The sequence below is a fragment of the Pseudovibrio sp. SCP20 genome, from assembly GCF_057774105.1.
Genome location: NZ_JBYMDH010000001.1, coordinates 1469636 through 1495576, shown reverse-complemented (window position 1 = coordinate 1495576; position 25941 = coordinate 1469636). Strand labels below are relative to the sequence as shown.

The 25941-nt window shown below is 51.0% G+C and carries 18 protein-coding genes and 1 tRNA gene; 12 read left to right on the top strand and 7 right to left on the bottom strand.

The genetic code is table 11. From position 1 onward, the window contains the following. Positions 1–141: 141 nt before the first annotated feature. Genes AC3CB2_RS06565 through AC3CB2_RS06545 form a run of 5 tightly spaced genes read left to right on the top strand, consistent with a single transcriptional unit; the run spans position 142 to position 7562 of the window. The gene (locus AC3CB2_RS06565; protein WP_352929883.1) at positions 142–3483 is read left to right on the top strand and encodes a multiheme c-type cytochrome; all 3342 of its coding nucleotides are present in this window, start codon (positions 142–144) and stop codon (positions 3481–3483) included. After that, positions 3483–4301 (top strand): FTR1 family iron permease, encoded by an 819-nt coding sequence (locus AC3CB2_RS06560; protein ID WP_352929885.1) that lies wholly within the window; start codon positions 3483–3485, stop codon positions 4299–4301. The genes AC3CB2_RS06565 and AC3CB2_RS06560 overlap by 1 nt, the downstream gene beginning before the upstream one ends. After that, positions 4285–5676: an FAD-dependent oxidoreductase gene (locus tag AC3CB2_RS06555; protein ID WP_352929887.1), complete on the top strand. Its 1392-nt coding sequence runs from the start codon at positions 4285–4287 to the stop codon at positions 5674–5676. Before AC3CB2_RS06560 ends, AC3CB2_RS06555 begins: the two co-directional genes overlap by 17 nt. 10 nt (positions 5677–5686) lie before the next feature. Next, positions 5687–6244 carry a hypothetical protein gene (locus AC3CB2_RS06550; RefSeq protein WP_352929890.1) on the top strand — a complete coding sequence of 186 codons (558 nt, stop codon included), beginning with the start codon at positions 5687–5689 and terminating at the stop codon, positions 6242–6244. A 43-nt stretch (positions 6245–6287) separates the two neighbouring features. After that, positions 6288–7562 carry a hypothetical protein gene (locus tag AC3CB2_RS06545; RefSeq protein ID WP_352929892.1) on the top strand — a complete coding sequence of 425 codons (1275 nt, stop codon included), beginning with the start codon at positions 6288–6290 and terminating at the stop codon, positions 7560–7562. A gap of 2 nt (positions 7563–7564) precedes the next feature. Here the strand turns inward: AC3CB2_RS06545 and AC3CB2_RS06540 are convergent, their stop codons facing one another. The 5 genes from AC3CB2_RS06540 to AC3CB2_RS06520 form a co-directional block, all read right to left on the bottom strand. Next, a complete protein-coding gene (locus AC3CB2_RS06540; protein WP_352929895.1) occupies positions 7565–8980 on the bottom strand; it encodes a 3'-5' exonuclease in 1416 nt (471 codons plus the stop codon). Next, positions 8980–9501: a hypothetical protein gene (locus AC3CB2_RS06535; protein WP_352929898.1), complete on the bottom strand. Its 522-nt coding sequence runs from the start codon at positions 9499–9501 to the stop codon at positions 8980–8982. Before AC3CB2_RS06535 ends, AC3CB2_RS06540 begins: the two co-directional genes overlap by 1 nt. Before the next feature lie 60 nt (positions 9502–9561). Next, positions 9562–11391: a DUF294 nucleotidyltransferase-like domain-containing protein gene (locus tag AC3CB2_RS06530; protein WP_352929901.1), complete on the bottom strand. Its 1830-nt coding sequence runs from the start codon at positions 11389–11391 to the stop codon at positions 9562–9564. Between the two features lie 106 nt (positions 11392–11497). After that, positions 11498–13285, bottom strand: coding sequence for a sodium:solute symporter family protein (locus tag AC3CB2_RS06525; RefSeq protein WP_008546604.1), 1788 nt, complete (start codon positions 13283–13285; stop codon positions 11498–11500). A gap of 12 nt (positions 13286–13297) precedes the next feature. After that, positions 13298–13558 (bottom strand): DUF4212 domain-containing protein, encoded by a 261-nt coding sequence (locus AC3CB2_RS06520; protein WP_014285666.1) that lies wholly within the window; start codon positions 13556–13558, stop codon positions 13298–13300. 941 nt (positions 13559–14499) lie between these two features. On the opposite strand from AC3CB2_RS06520, the gene AC3CB2_RS06515 reads away from it, so the two are divergent. From AC3CB2_RS06515 to AC3CB2_RS06505, 3 genes are all read left to right on the top strand, one after another. Continuing rightward, on the top strand, positions 14500–14910 hold the full coding sequence (locus AC3CB2_RS06515) for a hypothetical protein (protein WP_352929905.1): 411 nt from the start codon (positions 14500–14502) through the stop codon (positions 14908–14910). Between the two features lie 34 nt (positions 14911–14944). Continuing rightward, positions 14945–18280, top strand: a complete 3336-nt coding sequence (locus AC3CB2_RS06510; protein WP_352929908.1) for a M10 family metallopeptidase C-terminal domain-containing protein — start codon at positions 14945–14947, stop codon at positions 18278–18280. 103 nt (positions 18281–18383) lie between these two features. Beyond that, entirely contained in the window at positions 18384–18794 is a 411-nt protein-coding gene (locus AC3CB2_RS06505) for a hypothetical protein (RefSeq protein WP_352929911.1), read from the top strand. A gap of 92 nt (positions 18795–18886) precedes the next feature. Here the strand turns inward: AC3CB2_RS06505 and AC3CB2_RS06500 are convergent. After that, positions 18887–18962 (bottom strand) — tRNA-Lys (locus AC3CB2_RS06500). A 775-nt stretch (positions 18963–19737) separates the two neighbouring features. Between AC3CB2_RS06500 and AC3CB2_RS06495 the strand changes: the two genes are divergently transcribed. The 4 genes from AC3CB2_RS06495 to AC3CB2_RS06480 all read left to right on the top strand — a co-directional run bounded on the left by AC3CB2_RS06495 (position 19738) and on the right by AC3CB2_RS06480 (position 24885). Then, complete coding sequence (locus tag AC3CB2_RS06495; protein WP_008546441.1) at positions 19738–20697, top strand: TAXI family TRAP transporter solute-binding subunit; 960 nt, start codon at positions 19738–19740, stop codon at positions 20695–20697. Between the two features lie 128 nt (positions 20698–20825). After that, positions 20826–23441 carry a TRAP transporter permease gene (locus tag AC3CB2_RS06490; RefSeq protein ID WP_352929914.1) on the top strand — a complete coding sequence of 872 codons (2616 nt, stop codon included), beginning with the start codon at positions 20826–20828 and terminating at the stop codon, positions 23439–23441. A 43-nt stretch (positions 23442–23484) separates the two neighbouring features. After that, positions 23485–23919, top strand: a complete 435-nt coding sequence (locus AC3CB2_RS06485) for a universal stress protein (RefSeq protein WP_008546255.1) — start codon at positions 23485–23487, stop codon at positions 23917–23919. Positions 23920–24147: 228 nt separating this feature from the next. Then, positions 24148–24885: a cytochrome c biogenesis CcdA family protein gene (locus AC3CB2_RS06480; protein WP_008546769.1), complete on the top strand. Its 738-nt coding sequence runs from the start codon at positions 24148–24150 to the stop codon at positions 24883–24885. A 78-nt stretch (positions 24886–24963) separates the two neighbouring features. On the opposite strand, the gene AC3CB2_RS06475 is transcribed toward AC3CB2_RS06480, so the two are convergent. After that, positions 24964–25896, bottom strand: coding sequence for a DMT family transporter (locus AC3CB2_RS06475; protein ID WP_352929918.1), 933 nt, complete (start codon positions 25894–25896; stop codon positions 24964–24966). Positions 25897–25941 lie beyond the last annotated feature (45 nt).

Genomic DNA, 25941 nt, shown 5'->3' with positions numbered 1-25941 from the left:
AATGCGAAGCATTCGCATTTAGCTATAGAGACAACAAAACCAATAATCCTACAAAAGAATCGATCCGTACTCATGGATGATGCAAGCAAAAATAGTGTACCTGCAAACGGACCTAAGCCAGCACAACCCGGCGCAATAGCAGTGTTTTGGAAGCGTCTTGGTTACAAAAGCAAACATGCTGAGTTCGTGCTTTACTTCCTCACTATCAGCGGATTGATGCTGTGGGATGTGGTTGGTCTCCCGTGGCAAATCATTCAGCCTACGCTTGCCGTCCACTTTGTTGTTTCTCTCATCCTCTTTCCCTTGTTTGTTCTTCCGTTCTGGTTTTCTCATCGTGATCTTATCAAGCGCAACGGTCGTCCTTTCTTGCGCCGAACAGGACAAATGATTGAGATTGCTCTGGTCTTATTGGTGCTGAGCGGCATATATCTCGCGTTTTTTGGTAATAGAGGCAACGTGTTAGGGCAGTTGGCCTATTGGCTGCACCTGTTGCCAGCGCTCCCAGTATCCATTTTGGTGTTCCATCACGCCAAACGCTATTCCATGGTCAAGGTTGCAGCCTGGATCTTTCCATTTCTGCTGGCGCTAGTGGCACTCATGGTGCCAGCTTATGCTGCCGTTGAAAGTGGCTCCCTTGTCCTCAATAAGGATGGCACAAAACTGATTTCTGCAAATTTTGATGCAGGCAGCGTGTCTGTTCTTAATCGCAGCACTAAAGGTTTGCTCCACGAAATCACAGTTGGTGGAGACGTTCGCCGTGTTGCGCTGGACGGTCAGCGCAGTGTTGTTGGCCTGACTGATTACACAGGCGACCGTGTGGTCTTTGTTGATCTGAAAACCAACAAGGTGCTTTCTGAGTTCAAAACAGATCACCGTCCGTTTGGTATCGTCTATGACAAGGCAAACGATGTCTATTGGGTGTCTCTGTTCGAAGCACACAAGCTAATTGCAATTGATCCTAACCGTGGTGTTCTTCAGGAAGTGGAGAGTGAAGAAACGCCGCGTGGTCTAGCACTGCTGAATGATGGTCGTCTGATTGTTACTCATGCGATGGTTGGGAAAGTATCCATTTGGGATACTGCTGGCGCAAAACTGAAATTGCTCAAGACCATTACTCTTGCTGAAACGCAGGACAATGATGAAGCCGTTTCTCAAGGTGTTCCGCGCATTCTGGATGATATCGCGGTGAGCCCGGATGAAAAAGAAGCTTGGCTGCCTCACGTTCTTTGGAACTTCGATCATCCGTTTCAGTTTCAGTCTACTGTATTCCCAAGTGTTTCACTGCTGAGCCTTGAGCAAGGGCAGGAAAAAGAGGTTGCTGAGCGCCGTAAGCATCTGTTCAAGCAGATCAACATCGTTGACACCAACAATCGCACACGCATTGTTTCCAATCCTCATGATGCGGCGTTCTCTGAAGACGGCAAAAAGGTCTACGTAACACTGGCGGGCAGTGAAGATCTGATGGTCTTTGATCTGACCCGCAGAACTGCGCTGACCAGCAAGAAAAAACGCCGTGCTCGCCGGAAAGGCAAACTCAATCAGGGTGGGGCAAAGGTTACGCAGATTTTCCGCCATATCCCGGGTGATAACCCACGCGGCCTTGTGGTCTCGGGCCAAGACATCTTCGTGCAAAATGCGATGACGCTTGATCTTGTTGAACTGAAACGTGGTGGTGACGGTCCCTTTGCCAGAGTTGCGTTGAGCGACAAACCGTCTGTTCGCCTTGTGAAGAAGGACCCGGTTGAGCCCAAGCTTCGTCGCGGCAAAACACTCTTTAACAGCGGGAACACAGATGATGCCAAGCTGACGCCGACCACAGGTGATTTCTGGATGAGTTGTCAGAGCTGCCATGTGGATGGCTTCAACTTCACCAATGGCTATCTTTACCGTTCCACACCTACCAAAAAGTTCGATAGATCTGTTATTGGGCACGATAATCTGAAACATATGATTTCGGGCGATTTTGTTGGCGATTACCTGCGTATCATACAAAAAACGCAGGGCGGGATGGGGCACGATGATCGCGATGGTGCGCTGCAGATCAACCCGGATGAGCCTACCGAACCAGTTAAACGCGACATGGAAGCGCTGCAGGCCTTTATAACGTCTCGTGGTAACCTTCCTCTGGGTGCAAGTTGGGTCCGGCTGGATGATGATCGCAAGCTTTTACACGAAAAGGACTGGGTGAACTCCGCCGCATGTGCCTCCTGCCACTCAGATATGTTCGAGCAATGGGCTGATTCAAATCACCGGTTGATGGGCGAATCCAACCCATACTTCATGGTCGTGAAGTCTGTTGCGGAACAGACCGAGGGTAAAGAGTTCGGCAAGTGGTGCCTTGGCTGCCATGAACCGCAAGAGCAGTTCACAGAACCAAAAGCTGCCCCTCAGGAAGGACATATGTTTGAAAAAGGCGGAGTAAGCCTCTTCAAAGCGCTCGCAGAGGGCACTCCGGATTCCGATGAAGGCACCGGTTGCCTGTTCTGTCACCGCATCACACGCATTGAAGCAGCCATGGGCAAGACAGCGGGTACCAACGCCAGCTTCACTGTGAATGTGAAGGACAGGGAGAAATACATATTCGAAGATAATGACAATGCGCTGCTGCACTGGGTTGGTAACCGCCAGATCAACGCTAAGCCAGAAGTGCATGCCAAGTCTTATTCTCAACCGTTTTACAAGGACTCTGCGCTGTGCAGCACGTGCCACAATGAGGTTGCACCGGGCACGGGCAGTGTGATTGTGAACACCTATGGAGAGTGGGAGAAGTCCTCCTACAACAACCCGGATGATCCTTCTAAAAACCGAACCTGCATCAGTTGCCACATGATGGCGGATGTTCAGAAGATCGGTGAGAACGTTCCAGGCATCTCAACAGATGGTGGCAAAGTTAAAGACAATGTGGTGACCCACCAGTTCACAGGTGCCAATCATCACCTCGTTGGCCTGCGCAACAAAAAGCTTGCAGACATGAGCATCGAACTGCTGCGGACTGCGGCTGAACTGGAAAGTCGCATTGATGACGATGGTCAGCTGGTTGTTCGCGTCAAGAATGTTGGGGCAGGGCACGCTTTGCCAACCGGTGTGGCTGATTTCCGTCAGCTCTGGTTGGATGTGACGGTCAAAGACGCCAATGGAACTGTCATTCTGGAAGACGGGAAAATGGATGATAAAGGCGTTGTGCCAGCCGATGCCCGTTTGTTCCAGAAGGTCTTTGGTGACAAAGATGGCAATCCTGTTGGCCTGCTGTTCTGGCGCTATGAAAAGATGATTAAGGACACCAAGATCCCAGCGGATGGCTATCGGGACGAGACCTTTGCTCTGCCAGAAGATGTTGCTTATCCACTCAGCGTTGATGTGAAGATGATGTTCCGTATCTACCCTCAGTGGGTGACGGATGCCGTTCGTCAATCCTACCCAGACCTGCCAAACCCTGAAGCTGTTGTTATGGCTGAACTAAACGAAACACTGGAGCAGCCATAATGTTTGCTAGTTTTCTGATCACTTTCCGCGAAGGGCTGGAAGCATTCCTGCTGGTCGGTATCATCCTGTCATACATGCAAAAACTCGATGTTCGGCATTTCAATAAGTATGTTTATCTGGGCGTCGTATTGGGCCTTATCGTTTCTCTTGGTCTTGCATTTGTCTTCCAGGTGGTGATCGACCAGTTCTCCAACGAACACTATCAGCACCTTCTGATGATCTTCATCCTGCTGTTCGCCACGCTGGTGCTCAGTTACATGGCCATCTGGATGCATCGACAGGCCAAAGCACAGGTTGATCATGTCAAAAAACAGCTGGAGTTTCATATCTCCTCTGGCAACCTGTGGGGCATGGTGTTTCTGGCGTTCATCGCTGTGCTGCGCGAAGGCTTCGAGACAGTTCTGTTCTTCTCCGCTCTTATGTATTCAGGGCAGGGTGTAACTCTGGAGAACGGCTTAATAGGCGCCTCTATTGGTCTGATTGCGTCGATTGTTCTGGTCTGGGCCATGATGCGTGGTACGCGTCAGGTTCCAATTGCACCATTCTTTAAGTACACCAGCCTGCTGATCATCATTATCGCGGCCGGTTTGTTCTCTTCTGCAATCAATATGCTGCAGGCGATTGATGTGGTTCCGATTGTGGTCGAGCAGATCTTCAATATCTCGTTCATTCTTGATGATCAGGGCACCTTTGGCACTTTCATGCGTGCCTTGTTCGGCTATAACGCATCTCCATCGCTGATCCAGTTTACAAGCTGGGCGCTATATCTTGGACTATTCCTGAGTTTCTGGAGCCGCGGCTATGCTCAAAAGGCCTGATCATGTTTTGGTGCTGGGAGCGGGCCCAGCTGGTCTGACAGCCGCACTGCGTTTGTTAGAGGCTGGTATCCAGGTCACCGTGCTTGAAAAAGCTGCCAAAGAGGGCGGTCAGAGTGGGACGACCACTTTTGAAGGGCGCCACGGAACTTATCGCTTTGATTACGGAGGTCACCGCTTCATCACCCACAATGCAGGACTGTTGAAGTTGGTGGAGGACCTCGTCGGTGATGAGTTGCTCACCAGCCAGCGTAAAAGTGTTATACGCTTTCAGGACCGTACCTATGATTACCCGTTGGCGATGGGCAACATCCTCAAAACGGCTCCAACATCCTTGCTGGCCGGTGCCTTAAAAGATCTGGCGGCCTTGCCGTTCACCAAGCCGAATGATGACAATTTCGCAACCTGGATCACCAGCAGGTTTGGTAAGACGCTCTATAAGAATTTCTTTGAAGGATATACGGCCAAGCTATGGGGTATTGATCCGGCAGAACTCTCTGCTGATTGGGCAGGGCAGCGGATCAGTCTGCTGGATCTGAAAGATGTCGCAAAGCGTCTGTTGCCCGTTGGTAGGGATACACCACGAACCTACGCCAGAAGCTATCGCTATCCCAAGTATGGGTTTGGCATAATCTTTGAGCGTATGGCGCAGAAGGTTGAAGAACTGGGCGGACAGATCATCTATGACGCACCCGTAGACGATTTTGATTATGACGGCGGGTGCATCAAAGCTGTAAAGGCTGGCGGCAACTCGTACTCTGTTGACGCAATACTCTCGACACTCTCGCTTCCCTACATGGTCAATCTGACCGGCGGAGAGAGCGATCTTGCCTTCAGAGGCCTGCGGTTCTTCAACATGCCATTGGAGATGGACGACCTGTCTGATTGCACCTGGCAGTACCTCTCTGATCCTGACATCATGGCCACCCGTCTGCAGGAGCCGAAGAGGCGCTCTCCCTTTATGGCGCCTAAGGGACATACCTCAGCTATGCTTGAAATCCCATGTGATCCGGGCAGTCCGCTCTGGGACATGGATAATGAGCAGATGTTCGCCAAAGCTTGCGAAGTTCTGAATAAGCTCGGCATTGATAGCGCAGCGGCGACAGGTGAGTATTTCTCGACTTACCAGAGCCAAGCTTATCCTTTGATGTCTGTTGGCTATGAAGCAAAAAGAGCCAGAGCAATTGCTCACCTTAATCAGTTTGACAATCTGATCCAATGTGGTCGGCAAGGCACCTTCCGTTACATCTTCACGGACACTTCTATGGAGATGGGCCAGATGGCTGCAAATGCGCTGATTGACTGTGAGAACAACCGTACAACGATTTATGAACACCGCAGCGAACGAACCGTGATTGAAACGGAAAGCGTCGCCTAGGAGATTTGTCATGACGAGAGTGTTTTATGCATTGCTGATTTCCCTGTTCGTAGCAGGTCAGGCACATGCGTACTCCTATGCCGCTGCGGGCAAAGAGCCGCTGATTGATGCACGTGAAGCAATGTTGAAGGCCGCACTTGAAGGCAACTTTGAGGCTGCAAAAAACGCTGCAAGTGAGATCTCTGAGGAGCTGACGTATCTGACAGAAGATTATGATAGCGGTCTTTCTGAAGCGTTCGAGAGTGCATTCGCGTCGCAGGATACACCTGCACTTTCAGCCGCTATCAATCGCGCGTTCATCGCGGAGATTACACGGCGCCTACAGGCTGGAGCTGAGAACCTGAACGACTATCAAACCGCAAAGGTTCTGGTGGTTAAATCCAAGCGTTTCTTCGATTCAATGGCTGGTGAGCTGTCCGGTGAAAAACGTCAGGCAGCTGATGAAGCCCTGCGTCAGGCACTGGAAGCAATAGGTAATCCAGGCGTGTTCGGCGTGGGTAAGCGCGAGCCTGATCCTGCAGCCTACAACGCGGCTGTCGAAGCGACCTTGAAAGCTTTGGCAAACTAAGATGCTGAGGCTAGGGTGGGGCATTGCTCTTTGCTGTTATGCGGTGCTGTCTATCTGGCTGCTTCGCCACCCACCCAGCAATCCAACTGATGATGCGTTCTTTTTCGTCAATGGCACGATCCGCTTCAGTGTTCTTGAGTTTAGGCCTCACTTCCCAGGTTACCCCGGTTTCATCGCTCTCAGCAAACTTCTATATTTTGCGGGACTAACCGCGAAGCAAGCAGTCTTTTACCTCACGCTCTTCTCTGCGCTTTCATTGCCACCACTTTCTGCATGGGCGGCAAGAGCACATGGAGCTACGCCAACAGGCACATTACTCGCGTTTGCCGGAGTTCTAACCCTCCCGTTCCTGCCTCTTGTCAGCCTCAGCATGATGAGCGATGCAACCGGCATCACCTTCTTCGTCGCTGCTTTGGCAAGCATGGGCAGAGGGAAACACGGCTTCGCCGGTGCGTTCGCAGGAATGGCGCTCGCCTGCAGGCCCTCCTTCCTCATCCCGATCGGGCTATCGCTTTTAACCGAATGGTGTTTAAAGAAAGAAGCCCGGTTTATCTTGTTTGTTACGATAACAGGAACACTTTTCCTGTTTTTCGGCGCAGTTGTTCTGCTAGAGGGCGAAAGTTACTTCCTGGAAGCGCTACGGTTTACAGAGGGCCACTTCACAGTCTGGGGAAATACCTCCTTCGAGCAAGCAACAAAACGCGACACCTGGCTCGACGCAGCAACCCACGAACCACTCGCTTTCATCACATTATCCCTGCTCGTCTGCACTGCAGCTTATGCGCTTTTCAGAAAGCCCCAACTCTCTCCACTCACAACCGCCACTCTATCAGCTCTCCTTTGGACAGCATTAGCCCAAAACCCGGAGAACCTTCGCCATGTGCTACTGCCATCTATTTTGGTGGTGATTTGGTTAACAAGTTTGCGGGTGAGGTATGCGAATTATGTATTGATTATCAATGTGTTATTACAGTTGAGCTTGTGGCTAAATTATTTTGAGCAAGTGCCAAGGCCGTCACCATTAGAAGCATCAAAGAATTTTCTAATGAAGGCAGACACTGGAGAACTGATTACAAATCACGGTGTAGACTTTTTAAGAAGCCACCTAATGCATTTTCGTATTTCGGATGCTTATTATCGTTATAGCAGCGAGTATCAGAAGCATAAGCAGGACGTTTGTCATGTTTTTATACTTTCAACTCAACTTGCAGGAGCGGGGCAGGTGAACGGAGGGGCCAGCTTTATAGGCAGAGTTGCAGGAGAAAAGGAGATGAACCTTAGTAAACAGGCCTCGAAGACGTCCCACGATAACTGCTAGCCTCAATTCATATCCTTCAACAACCGCCCATGTTTCCTCGTTTGCTCTACGACTTTCCCGAAGGTGTCGAAGCCGCGAGATGTCAGGATGGGGAGGAGTTTGCAGAGGGCCTGGGCGGTGACTTGGGCATCGCCTAGGGCGGTGTGGCGGAGGGCTTCGGGGATTTCGATATCAAGTCGAGCACAGAGAGCATCGAGGGTGTGTTCCTGTTCTGCTCCAAAGACCACTGCTGAGAGCAAAACCGTATCAAGGATTGGATGATCCCATACATGGTCAGACATATGGCTGTATCGTTGCAGGAAGGCCATGTCGAATGGGGCGTTGTGGGCAACGATAACAGCATCTTTGGCGAACACGTGAAAATCTGAAGTTGCTGTCACGGGATCTGGGGCATCTGCCACCATGTCGTCGGTGATGCGGTGCACTCCCGTGGATGCGGCTGGGATCGGGCGGCCCGGGTTCACCAGTTGATCTACTGTTTCACCGGGAATGATCCGTCCATTGACAACCCGTACAGCACCGATTTGAACGATTTCATCCTTGTTTGGCATCAAACCTGTGGTTTCGGTGTCAAACACAACAAAGCTCAGATCTTTCAGAAGTTGCTGCTCGATTGCTTTTTCGGTCTCATAATGTTGAGTGGCGTCAAAATCATAGATCAACGGGCGGGGCGCTTCTGGTGCGATGCGTGCAGTGGCATCGTCGATCAGGATCATGTAGCCCGATGCCTGACTGAGTTTTTTAAGGCGCAGTTGGAAGTTGAGATTACCTCTTGTCCCTTTGGCCTTCACTGCAATTTCGGTGCGTAGTTCCTCGAGCTGCTCATAAGCACCGAGAATCTCGTCTTCTGCAAAATAGTCAAAGATAGACGCGCTCAGGCGAGGAACATGGACTTGACCAAGAATATCTGCTGCTTGTCCATCATAAAGCATGATCTTGTGAGCCGGACTGATGAGCACGATTGCGACAGGGATCTCGGTAAGAAGCAAGGCAAGCTGTTCGCGTTCAGCAGCTAACTGCGCAGTTGCATCGGCGACCAGATCACCCACACCAGCGGCTTCGTTAGTCAATCGCCCTGTTACAGCTTGTGCAGCTGGTGCAAGGTCGCCTAAATACTTTGCACTTTGTAAGTCGATAGATGCTTCCACATCTGCGTGCGTTCTTGTGCGGATGGCCGCTGAAAGCTGTTGCACCGGTTTGGCGACGTTTTCATCAAAAAGCAGCCAGATGCTGACAGAGATCGCAAGCAGGCCAAAACTGGAAAGCAATCCGGCAAGAATAAACCCGGAGGCAGCATTGGTTTCAGGAATACGGGTGTATCCGAAATAGAGCGCAGCTCCCACAACGGCACAACTGGCTGCGGCAACACCCGCAAACAGAAGAAAAATCCGAAGTCGTAGACTGAGCCCTACCAGCATTATCCTGCCCCGCATATTGTTGAGATGATCGGGTCATCTTTGGAAGCTGCAACCCATTGCGCGCCCGTCACTGCACCACCCTTTTCAAAGGCGATGCCATCAGCCAGAGCTGCCCGCCGGCCTGCTGCGCAGTCTGTGAGTACAGGAAGCTTGTTCACTGGCGCCCAACGCCCGAAGAAGTAGGCCTGCGCTAACTTCATGCCTGGCTGGTCCGGATGCCTCTGAATGGTTGCCGTATCAATTGCCACAAATCTTTCGGTGAAGGGCTGCACATACGTCCATGGCCGATAGAAGGCTTTGCTCTCAACTGTTTGCGCCACAACCAAACCTTCAGGTAGGGTGTCTTTGGTGCGAGAAAACCAACTGTATTCGCTTGAGATTGTTGTCAGGAGCATTGCAAGACCCGCAGCAACAGGGGCGAACCAGCGCGGCAAGCGACCACGGAGAACATGATTGATCAGCATCACAAGACCAGCCCCAGCGATACCTGCGATAAAGGTCCCGATCAATTCAATAAACATTCTATTCCTCCCAAGCAGCTTTCATGAGCCTTCGCTCAATCTAGCCATTATGATTGTTATTTAGCTCAGCATTCCGCGGCCATGCCCAACGGCTGATTGCATGGTTTTAACCACTACAAACGCATCACGCACATGGGCCCGCTCAAAATCTGATAGAGTAGATGGTTGCAAAAAATTGTCCGGCTCAGCCCCTTGTTTGACTAAGTCTGCCTGATGTTGGATGCGGGTTTCTGCAATCAAATCATAAGCATCCAACAGATCCCCAGCGCCAGACTTGCTCAGTTGGCCAGTTTCCCGAGCTTCTTCCAGACGGGCTCTTGTGTTGACGGCACCAATCTGCCCCTGCAGCGCGTAGATGCGCGCCAGATCAACCACAGGCACAACACCGTTGTGCTTCATATCCAACGTGTTTTTGTGTTCTCCAGAGCGGATAGTCGCCAATCCGCGCAGCAAACTCAAAGGCGGAGTGTGTTTGAGAGAGTTACTGACCATGTGCGCAACAAATATTGAGTTGCGGCTGGAAGCTTCCAAAGTTTCTGCCTGCAGGTTCTCAAAAAGCGTCGTGTCTCCACCAATCGGCCTTAGATCAAACATCACCGAACTCAGCATCTGCGCTTCCGGATCCGGCTTGTTGATCCAACCTTCAAAATAGGATTTCCAAACGGTCAGTGGTTGCGTCCATCGTGGATTGGTAGCCATCATATCACCAGGACAATAGACGTAGCCGCTTGTGTTCAGGCCATCACAGACAAACTGAGCCAGATCAGCAAAGTACCCTTCACGATCAGTCTCAGAGACACTGTCATGCAAAATCAAACAGTTGTCCTGATCACTGACGCCGGTCTGCTCCCGGCGCCCCTGAGAGCCACAGGCAAGCCATAGATAAGGCACCGGCGGTGGGCCAAGCTTTTTTTCTGCTAAAGACAACAAGCGTCTGGTCGCCGCATCTGCAATATCCGTAATCAGGCGTGTTACGATCTCATGTCGGCTGCCACCTGCGACCAACTGAACGAGGAGATTTGGTATCCTGGCTGTCGCTTGAGCAATCTCTTCTGCATCTTTGGCAATTGCAATCTGGCTCACCAACTCAGCAGAACTGATGGCCTGAAAACGGGTCAGGTCTGTCTGGGTCACCATGCCGACCAGATGTCCACCTTCCACGATTGGCACGTGCCCAATGCGGCGTTCCATCATAAGGTGAAGCAGGTCTGATCCGATGGCTGCAGGACCAAGAGTTATTGGATTTGCCGTCATCACAGCTTCAACCAGTGTCTCAACCGGGAGCTCGGATGCCAGCACCTTAAAAGATAAGTCGCGTACTGTGATGATCCCAATCAGCCTGCCATCATCATCAGTCACGCACAGGGATGAAACACGCGCGTCGCGCATCTGCTGCGCTGCTTGTTTTACGGTATCCTCAGGGCGGCAGGTCAGAGGATTGGAGGCCATAAAGGATTCAATAGGAATAGCCGTCAGATCATTCTCTCGGCTTCGTGGCTTCTGAGTTCTGTCAAAAAAACGGGCAACAGGTTGATACTTTGCGATCAGGCCAGCGATAATCTCGGGCGAGAAAACCAAAAGAATTGTTGGTTCTGCGCTGTAAGCTGATGTGACAGCGCGTCCATCAAGGAGAAGCCCACGCTCGCCAAAGGAGTTCCGGATACCAAGGCGACTGATCATCGCATTGTTCTTGTCTCGGATTTCAGCTGTGCCTTCATAAATCAGAAAGAGGCCCGGCAGGTCATCGCCGAGCTGGTAAATGCCTTCACCCGACGCCTTTTCCCAGACGCCGATCTGCCCAGCCAAATCCTCCTGATCCGCTTCTGGAAGAGCATCATAAGGATGCACAGATTTCAGGAAGTGCAGGATTTGCGCAGATGTGAGAGGCATGATTCCACCTTTGGGTAGAAGAAGTAAGATCCTGCCCAGCCTAAGCCGGGCAGGATTGATTTTGTAGAGTGCGGCTTACAGACTTTATGTAAGCCACTCCCTGAACTTAGTGGTCTGCAGCTGCGCCAGCACCACGTGGGATACGAACGCTTTCGACCAGATCTTTGATCGCTTCCGGTGTTTCTTTGGTCATACCAGCCACGATGTAAGCCACTGCGAAGTTCACCGCTGCACCAATTGCGCCGAAGGACGTTGACTTGATGGTGCCTAGAAGTGGATCTGCATCGGTGAAGCTGTTTGTGCCTGGAATGAAGAACCAACCTTTATGCAGGAAGATGTAGACCAGAGTCACAACCAGACCAGCCAGCATGCCAGCAACAGCGCCGGTGTTGTTGATGCGGGTTGAGAAGATACCCATCATCAGCGCCGGGAAGATCGAAGCCGCGGCAAGACCGAAGGCCAGTGCCACTGTTTGTGCCGCAAAGCCCGGAGGATTAAGCCCGAGATAAGTTGCCACAACAATCGCGACAGCCATCGCCACACGGGCCGACATCAACTCGCTCTTTTCCGAAATAGACGGATTGATCGCCCCTTTAATGAGGTCATGACTGACCGCTGAGGAGATCGCGAGCAACAAACCTGCTGCCGTTGAGAGCGCAGCAGCCAAACCACCGGCAGCCACCAGACCAATCACCCAACCTGGCAGGTTGGCGATTTCCGGATTCGCCAGCACGAGGATGTCACGGTTGAACTTAGTCAACTCGTTGCCAACCCAGCCTTTTTCACCGGCAAGTGTCTGCATGTCAGCATTCTTGTCGTTGTAGTACTGGATTTTGCCGTCACCGTTCTTATCGTCCCAAGCGAGAAGACCAGTCTTCTGCCAGGTATGCATCCAGTCGTACTTTGGATCGTTCTGGATCTGCTCGACAGCAACTGCTTCGCCTTTAACACCGCCGTTTGGCCACATCATTTCAGTGATGTTTAAACGCGCCATCGCACCCACAGCTGGTGCTGTGATGTAAAGCAGTGCGATGAACACCAGTGCCCAGCCTGCAGACCAGCGTGCATCAGCCACTTTCGGCACGGTGAAGAAGCGCATGATCACGTGCGGAAGACCAGCTGTACCGATCATCAGAGACAGCGTGAACAGCACCATGTTGAATGTGTCAGCGTGGTGTGAAGTGTAAGCGTTAAAGCCAAGCTCAGTCACAACTTGATCCAGCTTGGTCAGCAGTGGAACGCCGCTTGCAGCGTCATTACCAAACAGACCAAGACCTGGGATTGGGTTGCCAGTCAGTTGCAATGAGATGAAGACAGCTGGAATAGTGTAAGCGGTGATGAGCACCACGTACTGAGCCACCTGTGTGTAGGTCACGCCCTTCATGCCACCAAACACAGCGTAGGCAAACACCACACATGCACCAATCAGCAGACCGGTTGTGTTGTCCACTTCGAGGAAGCGACCAAACGCAACACCAACGCCTGTCATCTGACCAATCACGTAGGTGGTTGAAGCTACAATCAGACACACAACAGCCACGATACGGGCGGTCTGGCTGTAGAAGCGATCCCCGATGAACTCGGAAACGGTAAACTTGCCGAACTTACGCAGGTAAGGTGCAAGAAGCAGTGCCAGCAGCACGTAACCACCGGTCCATCCCATCAGGAACGATGAGTTGTCATAGCCGGTAAACGCAATGAGACCCGCCATGGAAATGAAAGACGCTGCAGACATCCAGTCAGCAGCTGTTGCCATACCGTTGGTGACAGGGTGAACACCCCGGCCAGCGGCATAAAAGTCTGAGGTCGAGCCCGCACGAGCCCAGATCGCGATGCCAATGTAGAGCGCAAAGGAGCTGCCTACAAAGAACAGGTTGATAGTAAACTGATCCATGACTTGCAGCCCTTACTCTTCTTCAACGCCGTGTTCACGGTCGAGACGGTTCATACGCCATGCGTAGAAAAAGATGATTCCCAGGAAGACCAGAATGGATCCCTGTTGCGCAAACCAGAAGCCAAGGTCTGTTCCACCAACCGCGATGCCGCTCAGCAACGGGCGCAGCAAAATGCCAAACCCAAATGAAACCACAGCCCAAATGACGAGGCTGACCATAATGATGCGCTTATTGGCGGCCCAATAAGCGTTGTTGGATGAGTTCTCGGACATAAATCTCCTCCCGTTCGGGTCCGGATGACTTTCGACCGGACGGCACTTCCGCCCCCCAAATCACAAAGTGGCCCTGCCGAAACGACCGGTTCCTCCCACCGATCAGCAGAACTGGAGATAAGCTTTGGATCTTTCTTAGAGTTCAACTCTCACTGCAGCACAGGCACTAAACCTGCCAGTAAGCCGGATTTCAGATTACGTACGCACCCACTTCGCAATCCAGTTGCCCCAGCCCGCTCTTTGCTTCAGTTGTTATCGTCTGAGCAAAGGCGTTTTTCACCAAATCCTACAGGCACAGATTGAGATCCCTGAAGATCCTCACGCTCCCCAAACAAACCACCTTCACCACCCAGTGTGTTCCCTACAGGCAACCTCTTACAAGGCTACTTACGTAGAGAAGACTTATGTATTAGATCGAAAGAACTTGGAGATACTTGTGGAGTTTGAGCTGGTTGCAAGTGATTGATGCCGGAACTCCGTAGCATTGAGACGTACGGAGTTCATCAAGTCGAAGTTGGCTTCATTAATCCGATTTGATAGCTGACTTCAGTGGGCTGTTTGTCTTTTAGCTTTATAGCTTCATACGTAATAGAAATGAGAGATCGTTTCTAATTTATGACTGTTAAAATCTTCAGTAATTTTGATATTTATTGGCTGTTTTTGACTTTGTCATATTTCCATAAATTGCCGCTAAATTTCACTAAAATAATAGTTAAACAAACTAATCGATTATCTATATAAAAATCAAAAATTACATTTATTCACTTAGAAATTATCATCTCAATCAGCGTTGACTTTACGTCAAAAGAGGCCAACAATTCTGCGATTGTATGAGTGATACTCATGCAGAAAATGACGTAACATGCTGAAGAATAATAGTTTTCTGACTGCACCTTCCCTTGATCCAATTGCGTGGGCTGCAATTTTGGAGTTATCGAAACATGTTTGATGACTACGCAAATTCTGTTGCTGGATGTATCGATAGCCCATGGTTAATCGCGTCTGATAACTGGCAGGATCTAGGGCTTTTGCCCTTGGGGTTTCCTGACTGTTTTCAGAGCGTATTGCGACGCGATTATGGTCATCATGAACGGACCACTTTTTCATTTGTGATTAAGTCGAGGACACGCCGTTTTAACGGCACGGTTAAGGTGATCATTGGTCAATCATCTGCTTCGTTTCGAGGTGGATCTGAGACAAGTGCCAATGACTGCGCAGTGAGTTCCTTGGAGGAGGAGCTCGCTACGGAATTTCCAGTTCTTCAGCACGTCAATTTACTGAAAACGCCGGTGATGACGGCGTCCTGTGCGACGACCGGTTTGAGTTGGAGCACCAATACTACGCAGCATTAAAAACCCAAGCTTTGTAAGAGAGGGAGACACAAAGATGCCAAATCAAAATCAGCCCGATGAATGGTGGGTAAATGATCAGACACCTGATAATCCATTTGGCAAAAGCGAGGATTACGAAGCTTATATCGATTACATTAGTGCACTACCGCGCAGCCTGACGCCGGAGATCGCCGCTCAGCCTCTGGTGATCAATGTGACAGGTCTGAACGATTATCCTGAGTACAAGGCGGCGGCCATCGGTGCTTTGGAAGTTTGGTCAGCAGTTACGCCGCTACAGTTTGAGATTGTGGATGATGCTCCATATGATCCTGACCTCCACTGGATGGAAGTTGTTAGCCCGGCAATTGGTGAGCAGAGTGACGGTAGTGCGTTTTCCAGCAACCGTTATGTCAGCATCGGCCAGAAATTCCATGACACTGAGCCGAACAAAACTGATATTGGCGGTTATGTGTTTGACAGCTTTATCCATGAGTTCGGCCATGAGTTTGGTTTAAACCACCCGGGTCTATACAACTACAGCGGTCCTGGAGGCGTTCAGATCAACTATCTGAACAACGCAACATGGATCTATGACCGTCAGCAGTACAGCGTGATGTCGTATTTCGATGGCATCGATGTTGGAGAAACAACACGCTGGTCGGCTTCCACACCTCTGATGGCGGATATTGAATCCACCATTCGTCGGTTCTTCTCTGAAGTGGATGAAAATGGTGTGCGGACGTATCAGAAGATCGATCTAAACACTGGCGACAACATTTACGGCTTCAACAGCACAGAATACGGCTACGAGCTGACATCTGATGGTATGCAGCACGATATCGGATTTACAATCCACGATACTGGCGGCATGGATACCATTGACTTCTCCGGTTCAACTGCTGGGACAATCCTTGACCTGCGGGCTGGCCAATTCTCCTCCGTGAACGGCCACAGCAACAACGTTTCGATCTTTGCTGGCCACAACGAAGATCAAACTGAGTACTACATCGAAAAAGGCATCGGCAGTAACTACGATGACATCATCATCGGTAACGATGGCGACAACGTTCTGGACGGTCGCGGTGGTGCTGACAAGATGGCTGGTGGCGCTGGTGACGACATCTACTTCGTTGACTCCATTGATGATATCGTTCGTGAAGAAGCAGATGGCGGTAACGACACCATTATCGTTGTAAACAGCGATCTGGATCTTGGTGAAGTTGAGAACGTTGAAAACATCATCTATGTCGGCGGCACTCCTCCGCAGCCTCCTGTGGAAGAAGATGATACTCCAGCGAATCCAGGCGATACGCTGACCAGCATCATCTTTGGTGATGAAGGCAACAACACGTTGGATGGCGGTGCAGGTGGCGACACCATCTTCGGTCTGGATGGTGATGATCTGATCATTGGTGGCCGCGATACGCTTGCAAGCCGCGACATCAACAACACCATTCCGTTTGACGAGCTTGAAGATCAGACCGAGAGCGATGATGGTAACGACGTCCTCTACGGCGGTGGTGGCAACGACACCATCTTCGGTGGTGCTGGCGATGACATTCTGGACGGTGGTGACGGCGACGATACTCTGATGGGTCAGGCTGGTGCCGATGTGTTCAGAGGTGGTGATGGTGTAGATACTGTCGACTTCAGCCATGAAAGCCCGTTCCAGCTTCTGGTCAATCTGGAAACCAACGTTGCTGTTGGTGGTACAGCTTCAGGTGACACCTTCTACAGCATTGAAAATCTGATTGGTTCTGACGACCGTATCGACCGCTTTATCGGTACAGACGACAACAACCACTTCTGGGGTCAAGGTGGCGGCGACGTCTTTAACGGCGGCGGCGGCGATGATATTCTGGATGGTGGTCGTGACGGTGACCTGCTTTATGGTGATGAAGGCAACGACATCCTCATTGGTGGTTCTGGTCAGGATTACATGAATGGCGGTGAAGGCATTGATACCGTTGTGTATTCCGGCAGCTCTGATGGCGTAACCGTAGACCTTGCCAACGGCACTGCTAGCGGTGGTGATGCTGACGGTCCAGTACAGATCGTAGGTCGTGGTACAACCATCAAGCATGACATCATTGTTGATGTTGAGAACGTCGTTGGTTCTTTCTACGATGATCACCTGATCGGTAACGATCAGACCAACGAACTTTCCGGCGGTGCAGGTAATGACGTACTGACTGGTGGTGAAGGTGCTGATGTTCTAAATGGTGGTGCTGGTAGCGACACTGCAGACTATTCCGATGCAACTAGCGGCGTGAAGCTTAATCTGGCTCGCGGTAAGTCTGAAGGTGATACCTACATCTCCATTGAGAACCTTTCCGGTTCTGGCCACAATGACAAGATCAAAGGCAACAAAGCTGCCAATACTCTGACTGGTCAGGGTGGCAACGATGTGCTCCGCGGTGGCGGTGGCGATGACATCCTGTTTGGTGACTTTGCTGATCAGGGCGAAGCTATTCCACGCCCAGGTATGGGTACAGGCTACGCAACCCTCGGGCCAGATGCCACGAACAACTCGATCGCAACTGCCTTCGATATCTCCAACAACTTCTCTTTGACAGAAGACCCAGACATCTTCGATTCAACGACTGTTCTTCACACAACAGTCAACGCGACCGGGAATGGTAAGGGTGGATACTACAGCATTGAGCTGGCTGCCGGTACGATCATCACGATTGATATTGACGGCATTGCAGATCCAAACGTCCATGACAGCTGGGTACGCCTGCTCGACAGCGATGGAAACATCGTCACTCAGAACGATGATGGTGGCGGAGATCCAGGTTCTGCAACCAATCGCGATTCCAGTACTGTCTTCGTGGTTGAAGAGACTGGTACCTACTACATTCTGGAGGGCGCATGGTCTCCGGATGTTCCAGGTGATGGCTGGTCAGAAGCAGTGCCGGAAGGATCTACCTATAAACTGAACGTCTCTGTTGAGTTCCCACCTGAGCCAATCCAGCCGGGCGAAGCCGGTAATGATAAGCTCTATGGCGGCAACGGCAGTGACTTCCTTGATGGTGGTCTTGGTGCTGACCTTCTCGTCGGTGGTAAAGGAGAGGATTCCTTCCGCTTCTCTACCGAGCTTGGAGAAGACAATGTTGACCGGATCAAGGATTTCAACACAAATGAGGATGTGATCCTTCTGGATAGCAACATCTTTGCTGAACTTGGTGGCGACGGTCCGCTTGCACTTAATGCATTCCACAAGAGTGCAGCTGGTGTCAGTCAGGATGCAAATGACCGCATCATCTATGACACCGATAGTGGTGCATTGTTCTACGATGCTGACGGTTCCGGCGACATTGCGGCTGTTCAGTTCGCTCAGTTGAACGCTGGCCTGTCTCTATCAGCAGACGACTTCGTGATCGTCTGATAAGATTCAGGAGGGGAACTTTCAGGTTCCCCTCCTGTTTTTACGCATATTACTGCGTTTTCAGGCCTTTCGGCCTTATTTTGAGGATTGGGGAGTAAAATCAATGAAGACCAAAGTTACCCGCCATTCAGCTCTGCTTGCCGCAGGCCTCGCCATCTCAGCGATCTCAACCAACGCAGAAGCCGTGAAAAGCCAACCCAAAACAATTAGCGGCACAATCACCTATGCAGGCAATGAGGCTATCCCAAAAGGCCAGATCAAGATTTTCCTGAAAGACAGCGAAGCGCAATCCAAGTCGCAAGTCGCCGCATCTCAAACTCAGCTTATAAGCACGGGTAAAGCCAAAACACTGGCCTATACATTCGCAATGCCATCAAAAACTAAAGATTCTCAAATGCAACTCATCGAGGTCCGCCTAGAAAGAGCCGACGGCTGGCTACTTGCTCGCGGTAGTGAAAAGGTGAGGGGTGGGGAAACTTCCACGGATGTGATGCTTTATAAGGTTATGTATTGAGCCCTTAGAGCTATTCTCCAATACACTCCAGAAAAGCAAAAAGCTCCCATAAGGGAGCTTTGCTAGACCTCTTTATATACCATGAGGTTAAATGGTGAGCCCGCACGGGTTCGAACCGTGGACCTACTGATTAAAAGTCAGTTGCTCTACCAGCTGAGCTACGGGCTCTTGGGCGGTGACCGCTGGGTCGCTGCCTGTGAGGGGTCTTCTAAGGATTGCAGGGGCTTAGCGCAAGAGCTTTTTTTCATTTTCCACACAGTGCGTTTTTTAGGCTTTTTGACCGTTCTTATGTTGAGAGAGCGATATGATTGCTGAAGTGCATTAAACTGGGAAGGCGGAGAGTGAAATGATGTTTGGTTGAGCGCTCTCTATATGAACGACATATGAGCGACCTGGGTTCTCACGTCGGCAGAGTGTAGGGTGCGGTGCACAAATTGCGCATTGGGCTATGATCTGCTCCAGAGGAGGTGACTGCTGCAATCATTTCAGCCATCCATTGGTTTTGGGGGTATTATTAGTTCTCTAGGTGAAATAACGTAGGATCGCTGCTCTAAATGAAGCGTGATACTTCGCAAAATCTGTAATACCTTAGTATACTATTTTGTGGAAGCAATCGGCAGTTTGCTGGTGTATCACCTGAATTTTGGCAGTTTTTCGTGAAATATCTGTGGGGCTTTCGCGTGTGCGAAATGCTCATATATCTGAAAAAGTATTTTTGAATCAGTTTGTTAGGTGATTTGGCGTGCGGCTTGGACGTCACCGGCAGTTTTGAGAGTTTACTGGTAATCCAAGCAATAGATGTGTACGTATTTCACCGCTTTTGGCATCATTCATTCTGTGCCAGTGGGAAATAGGCGTGTCTGATGGTTAAAATGCCAAGATTTCCTATTCGCGATACCGTGAGTTACGGGATCGCGCAATTACAACTTAAGTGGAGGTTCGTATGAAACTTAGCAATGTTGCAGTTGGAGCTGCGCTGATTGCGGTTAGCGTTGCAACTGGAGCTTCGGCAGAAAATCGTTTCGTATCCATCGGCACCGGCGGTGTTACCGGTGTTTACTACCCAACCGGTGGTGCGATCTGTCGTCTTGTAAACAAGACCCGTAAAGAGCACGGCATCCGTTGTTCTGTAGAATCCACTGGTGGTTCTGTTTACAACATCAACACCATCCAGAATGGTGAGCTTGAGTTTGGTGTTGCTCAGTCTGACGTTCAGGCGAACGCATACGAAGGTCGCTCTCAGTGGGACGGCAAGCCTTTCGGCGAGCTGCGCTCCGTATTCTCCGTACACCCTGAGCCAGTAACAATGCTTGCTGCTAAAGGTTCCGGCGTAAACAACTACACCGACCTGAAGGGCAAAAAAGTCAATATCGGTAACCCAGGTTCCGGTCAGTATGCGACTTGGCAGCTTCTTGAAAAAGAAGGCATCGTGAACAAGGGCGATCTGGCTCTGGCAACCGAGCTGAAGTCCGCTGAAGCTGGTGCTGCACTTTGTGACGGCAAGATCGACGCTTACTACTGGCTGGTGGGTCACCCATCCGCATCTACTCAGGAAACTGTAAGCACCTGTGATGCGCAGCTGGTGAACGTTGAAGGTAAAGCGATCGACGATCTGGTCGACAAATACTCCTTCTACCGTAAAGCAACTATCCCAGCAGGCATGTACAACAACGCAGAAGACATCAACACCTTTGGTGTTGGCGCAACCTTCGTTTCTTCCGCTGCTGTGCCTAACGATGTTGTTTACACCATCGTGAAGTCCGTATTCGAAAACTTCGATGACTTCAAAAAGCTGCACCCAGCATTCAAAAACCTGAAAGAAGAAGAGATGATCAAGGATTCCCTGACAGCTCCTCTGCATGACGGTGCGGTTAAGTACTACAAAGAACGCGGCTGGATGTAATCTATCCGGTTTTTCTATAATGCGGGGCGGCTCTAGCCCCGCATTTTTTGGTTTTCTATGAGATTTAGTAGGTTTCTTGCTCTGCCTTTACAGCTAAGGCAAAGGGGGAACTGTATTTGGGGGTGCGAATGAGTCCAGAACGACACAAGGCGCAAGTTGATGCGCAGGAACTGGTCGCTCAGGCAGATACCGGTGCACGAAGCCTTTCTGGCGGCTTAGGCACAATGATTGCGGCCATTGCCTTTTTCTGGTCTGTTTTTCAGCTCTACGTGGCGTCGAATGTTCCGTTTTGGCTGAATGATACCTTTGGCATCAATCTCATCTTCAACAACTCTGCAGTCAGAAACATTCACCTGGCCTTTGGTCTGGTGCTTGCAGCTTTTGCATACCCTCTGTTTTCCCGCAGCCCGCGTCACACCATACCGTGGTATGACTGGGTCCTTGCATTTTTAGGCGCTGCGGCTTGTCTCTACCTTGTAATCATGCGGTCCGAAATCGCTAATCGCGCCGGTCTTCCAACTCAGATGGATCTGATTGTGGCCACTACTGGCCTGACTGTGCTTGCGATCGCGGTTTACCGAAGCCTTGGCCTGCCGCTTGTGATCGTTGCGGCGATTTTTGTCGGCTATGCCATGTTCGGCAACTCTTCCTTCCTGCCTGAAGTTATTCAGTGGCGCGGCGCTTCCTACGGTAAGGCCATGTGGCACTACTGGATCCAGGAGGAGGGCGTCTTTGGTGTTGCTGTCGGCGTCTCGGCTTCCATGATCTTCCTGTTCGTTCTCTTCGGCTCTCTGCTGGAGAAGGCGGGTGCAGGTAACTACTTCATCAAAGCAGCGTTCGCGCTTCTCGGTCACCTGCGCGGTGGTCCGGCGAAAGCGGCGGTTCTTGCTTCTGCGATGAGTGGTCTTTACTCCGGTTCTTCCATCGCGAACGTTGTGACCACTGGTACCTTTACTATTCCGCTGATGAAGCGCACTGGCTTCCCGGCTGAAAAGGCGGGTGCTGTTGAGGTTGCGTCTTCCGTGAATGGTCAGTTGATGCCGCCTGTGATGGGTGCTGCAGCGTTCCTGATCGCGGAGTTCACCGGTACCAGTTACCATCAGGTTGTTATTCACGCCTTCATTCCAGCGGTAATCTCTTACATCGCTCTGGTGTATATCGTTCACTTGGAAGCGCTGAAGATGAACCTGAAAGGCCTGCCTAAGCCTCCTGTGCATGTCACTGTGATGCAGCGTCTGATCGGCGTTCTGACTGGCTTTATCGGTATCACCATTGTTGGTGCTGCGGTTTACTACGGTCTGGGTTGGACTAAGACGGCGTTCCCGTCTCTGACATTCCCAGTGGTTCTGGCGCTGTTTGGTGCTGGCTATCTCTTCCTTGTTTACATCGCAGCTCAGGTTCCTGACCTTGAAGTGGATGATCCGAATGCGCCTATTAAAGAACTGCCGGCTGCTGGTGATGTTGGTCGTACTGGCTACTACTACATTCTGCCGATTGTTGTTCTGATCTGGTGTATTCTGGTTGAGCGCTTCTCACCGTCTCTGTCAGCGTTTTATGCGACAATGGCGATGATCTTTATTGTTGTAACCCAGCACCCAATCAAAGCTTTCTTCCGTGGGGAGTCTCAGACTGGCCGCGTATGGCAGGGTATCGTTGATTTTGCTGAAGGCATGATTGGCGGCGCACGCAACATGATCGGTATTGCTGTTGCAACAGCTGCTGCGGGTATCATCGTGGGTACTGTGTCCCTGACCGGTATGCACCAGATGATTGCTGAACTGGTTGAATTCCTTTCAGGTGGCAATCTACTTGCAATGCTGTTCCTCGTTGCTGTGATGAGCTTGATCCTTGGTATGGGCTTGCCTACCACCGCTAACTACCTCGTGGTGTCCTCATTGATGGCACTTGTTGTGGTGCAGCTTGGTGAGCAGACTGGCTTTATCGTACCGCTGATTGCTGTTCACTTCTTCGTCTTCTACTTCGGCATCATGGCGGATGTGACGCCACCTGTAGGGCTTGCGGCTTTTGCCGCTGCTGCGATCAGCCGTGGTGATCCGATCAAGACTGGTGTTCAGGGCTTCATCTACTCCTTGCGTACAGCGGCGCTGCCGTTCCTGTTCATCTTCAACACCGATCTTTTGTTGATCGATGTTGAGCCTCTTCAGGCGGTCTTTGTCTTCATTGTCTCTGTAGTGGCGATGATGCTGTTTGCTGCGGCAACGCAGGGCTACTTCTTTGCCCGTTCCCGTCTTTGGGAATCGTTGGTTCTGCTGCTCGTGGCATTTTCTCTGTTCCGTCCGGGCTTCTGGCTCAATCAGGTGCAGGACGAGTACGTAACTGTCACAGGTCCAGCCATTCTTGAGATGGTCAGCGATGCGCAGCCGGGTGAAATAGTGCGTCTTAACCTCGCAGGTCCGGATTTTGATGACATGGATAAAATCCTGACGCTGACATTGCCGCTAACTATTGGAGAAGAGCAGGGTGCTGATGCACGGCTTGAGGCTGCTGGTCTTGTCACCATGGAAGATGATGGCAAGCTGATCCTCGATGAGCCATTCCCAGGCACAACGTTTGCTGAAAAACTGCAGGGCTTTGATTTTTACGGAGATGTTCCGGTTTCAATCCTAAGCTCTCAGGTGGAAGCAGAGCGTATGCCGAAGGAATTGTTCTACATTCCTGCGATACTCTTGCTCTTGCTGGTTGTTATGCTTCAACGCCGACGCCAAACTCAGCCCGCTTTTTAAGCGGGCTGTGCCATAAAACTATAATTTTTTGAGGAGTTGGGAAATGTACTCCAATATCTTGCTGCCTTTGGATCTGAACGAAGAAAGCAGCTGGAAAACTGCGCTTCCCGTGGCTGTTGATCTGGCTCGTCATTACAAGGCTCAGCTGCATGTGGTGACGGTACTGCCAGATTTTGGCAAATCTATTGTTGGCGGCTATTTTGCTCGCGAATTTGAAACCGAAGCTCTGGAGCGTACCCGTGAAGCTCTTGAAGAGTTTCTGGATACGCAACTTCCTGATGAGGAGCTGGATGTGAAAGGGCATATTGCCCATGGAACGATCTATGAAGAGATCACCAGCGCAGCTGATAAGTTGGGCACGGATCTGATTGTTCTTTCCTCGCATCGCCCTGAGCTGAAGGACTTCCTTCTGGGGCCGAATGCGGCGCGCGTTGTGCGCCATGCCAACCAGTCTGTTCTGGTTGTTCGTGACAAGTAAAAGTCACTTCTAGTGTTTCTGGTGGACGGTGGTTGCGTGTTTCTATCCGCCGTTCACCAAAATGTGTCGCAGATTTTCTTGCCTGTTTGACGAAACACATCCAACTTTCAGCAAAATTGTATATATAAGCGTTGGTCATCTGTTGCCGGACCAGAACTTTGTCACGCCATCATGCGTGTCAGCGTCAGGTCCTTCAGGATGCATTCCAAACGGAATTAGGAAAGCTACATGTTGCAAGACATCACCCTATGGGGCGCATTTTTCGCGGGCATTTTGTCGTTTGTTTCTCCCTGCGTCTTACCGCTGGTGCCGCCTTATCTTGGATACATCGCTGGTCTGTCCATTGAAGAGGTGACAAGCAAAGATAAAAGCGCAGCGCAGAGCAACAGGGTTATGATTGCGGCCATGTGTTTTGTGGCCGGGTTCTCAACCGTGTTTGTGCTGCTTGGTGCAAGTGCTTCGTTCCTTGGTCAGTTCGTGCTGCAGTACTCTCAGTACCTTGCTTATGTGGCAGGTGCGATGATCATCATCATGGGTCTGCATTTCCTTGGTGCGTTCAAGATCGGTTTTCTTTACCGCGAAGCGCGTGTGCAGATTGATCGCCAGCCGGGCGGCTTTGGTGGGGCTTATTTGATGGGTCTTGCGTTCGGCTTTGGCTGGACCCCGTGCATTGGTCCGGTTCTGGCAAGTATTCTTCTGATTGCTGGTACACAGGCTTCCGTTAATCAGGGCGTAATCCTGCTGGCAGCTTATGCGCTGGGTATCGGTGTGCCGTTCATGATTGCTGCGATGTTTGCTGGACCGTTCATGGGCTTCATGGCGCGCTTCCGCAAACATATGGGCACTGTAGAGAAAGTCATGGGTGCGTTTCTGGTGCTTACCGGTGTGGGCTTCCTGACCGGTTACATTCAGGCATTCTCTTTCTGGCTGCTGGAAACTTTCCCTGTTTTCTCCCAGATCGGCTAAATCGCTCTATAAATGATGAAATGAAAAAGCAGGCCCGGGGCCTGCTTTTTTGCGTTTAGAGCTAATTGCTTTCGCGTCCTAGGCGCTAGCCTTTTTCCGGAAGACGCTGGCCGGGAGTGTTGCAAGCAAGAGACCCGCCATGATCGGCGCGAAGCCGAGGTAGTGGAATGTCTGCAGTTTCTCACCCAGAAACAGAACTGCCATGCCAACGCCGTAAGGTGTCATGAGATACATGAACATGCCTGCGATGGATGGGCCGACCAGACGAATGCTGAACTGGTAGGTGAGGAACGAAGCAACAGATGCGACCAGTGCTACACCTGCGATCGACATCCAGACTTCGCCTGTGTTTGGCACAGACGATGTGATTGCCATCTCAGCGACTGCGAATGGTGCGAGGATGAGCGTGCCGAGGATGGCAAGGATCGTGAACAGTGGTGCTGTCGAGATGCTTTGCAGCTGGCTCTTCTTGATGAGCACGGAATAGATCGCCCAACTGAGTGTACACAGCGCAAAGAGCAAGTCGCCGCTGTTCAGTTGCAGGCTGAGCAAGTTCCCCAGCGAGCCCTTGGTGACAATCACGAAGACACCGATGATGGCCAGTGAGATGCCGACAAGTTCTCGCATGGCCACTGCACGGCCCCTGAAGAGCCATTCAAGGGCGAGGATCAGAGCAGGGGCTGCGGAGTAGATCAGCGTTCCGTTGGTGGCTGATGTTTCTTTCAGGGCCAGATAGACGATGGCACCGCAGATCCACATGGCGAGGAAAGCCATAAAGCCGAGGAGCTTCAGGTTCTTGCGGATGATCGGTAGGCTTCTTTTCAGCTCGCGATATGTAAACGGCAACAGGATGAGAGAGGCCAGACCCCATCTGAAAAAGGCGAGGGTCCACGGCTCCGTATAGGCAATGGCTGGCTTGGCAATAATGATATTGGAGCTCATGAAAACGGGCATGAGAAACAACAGGGCATATGTTGAGGCCCAATTTGAGCTCGAAGGAGAATGAGACACGCGTGGTATTCCGAAATGACCTGAAAGGCTGGGGTTGTTCACGCC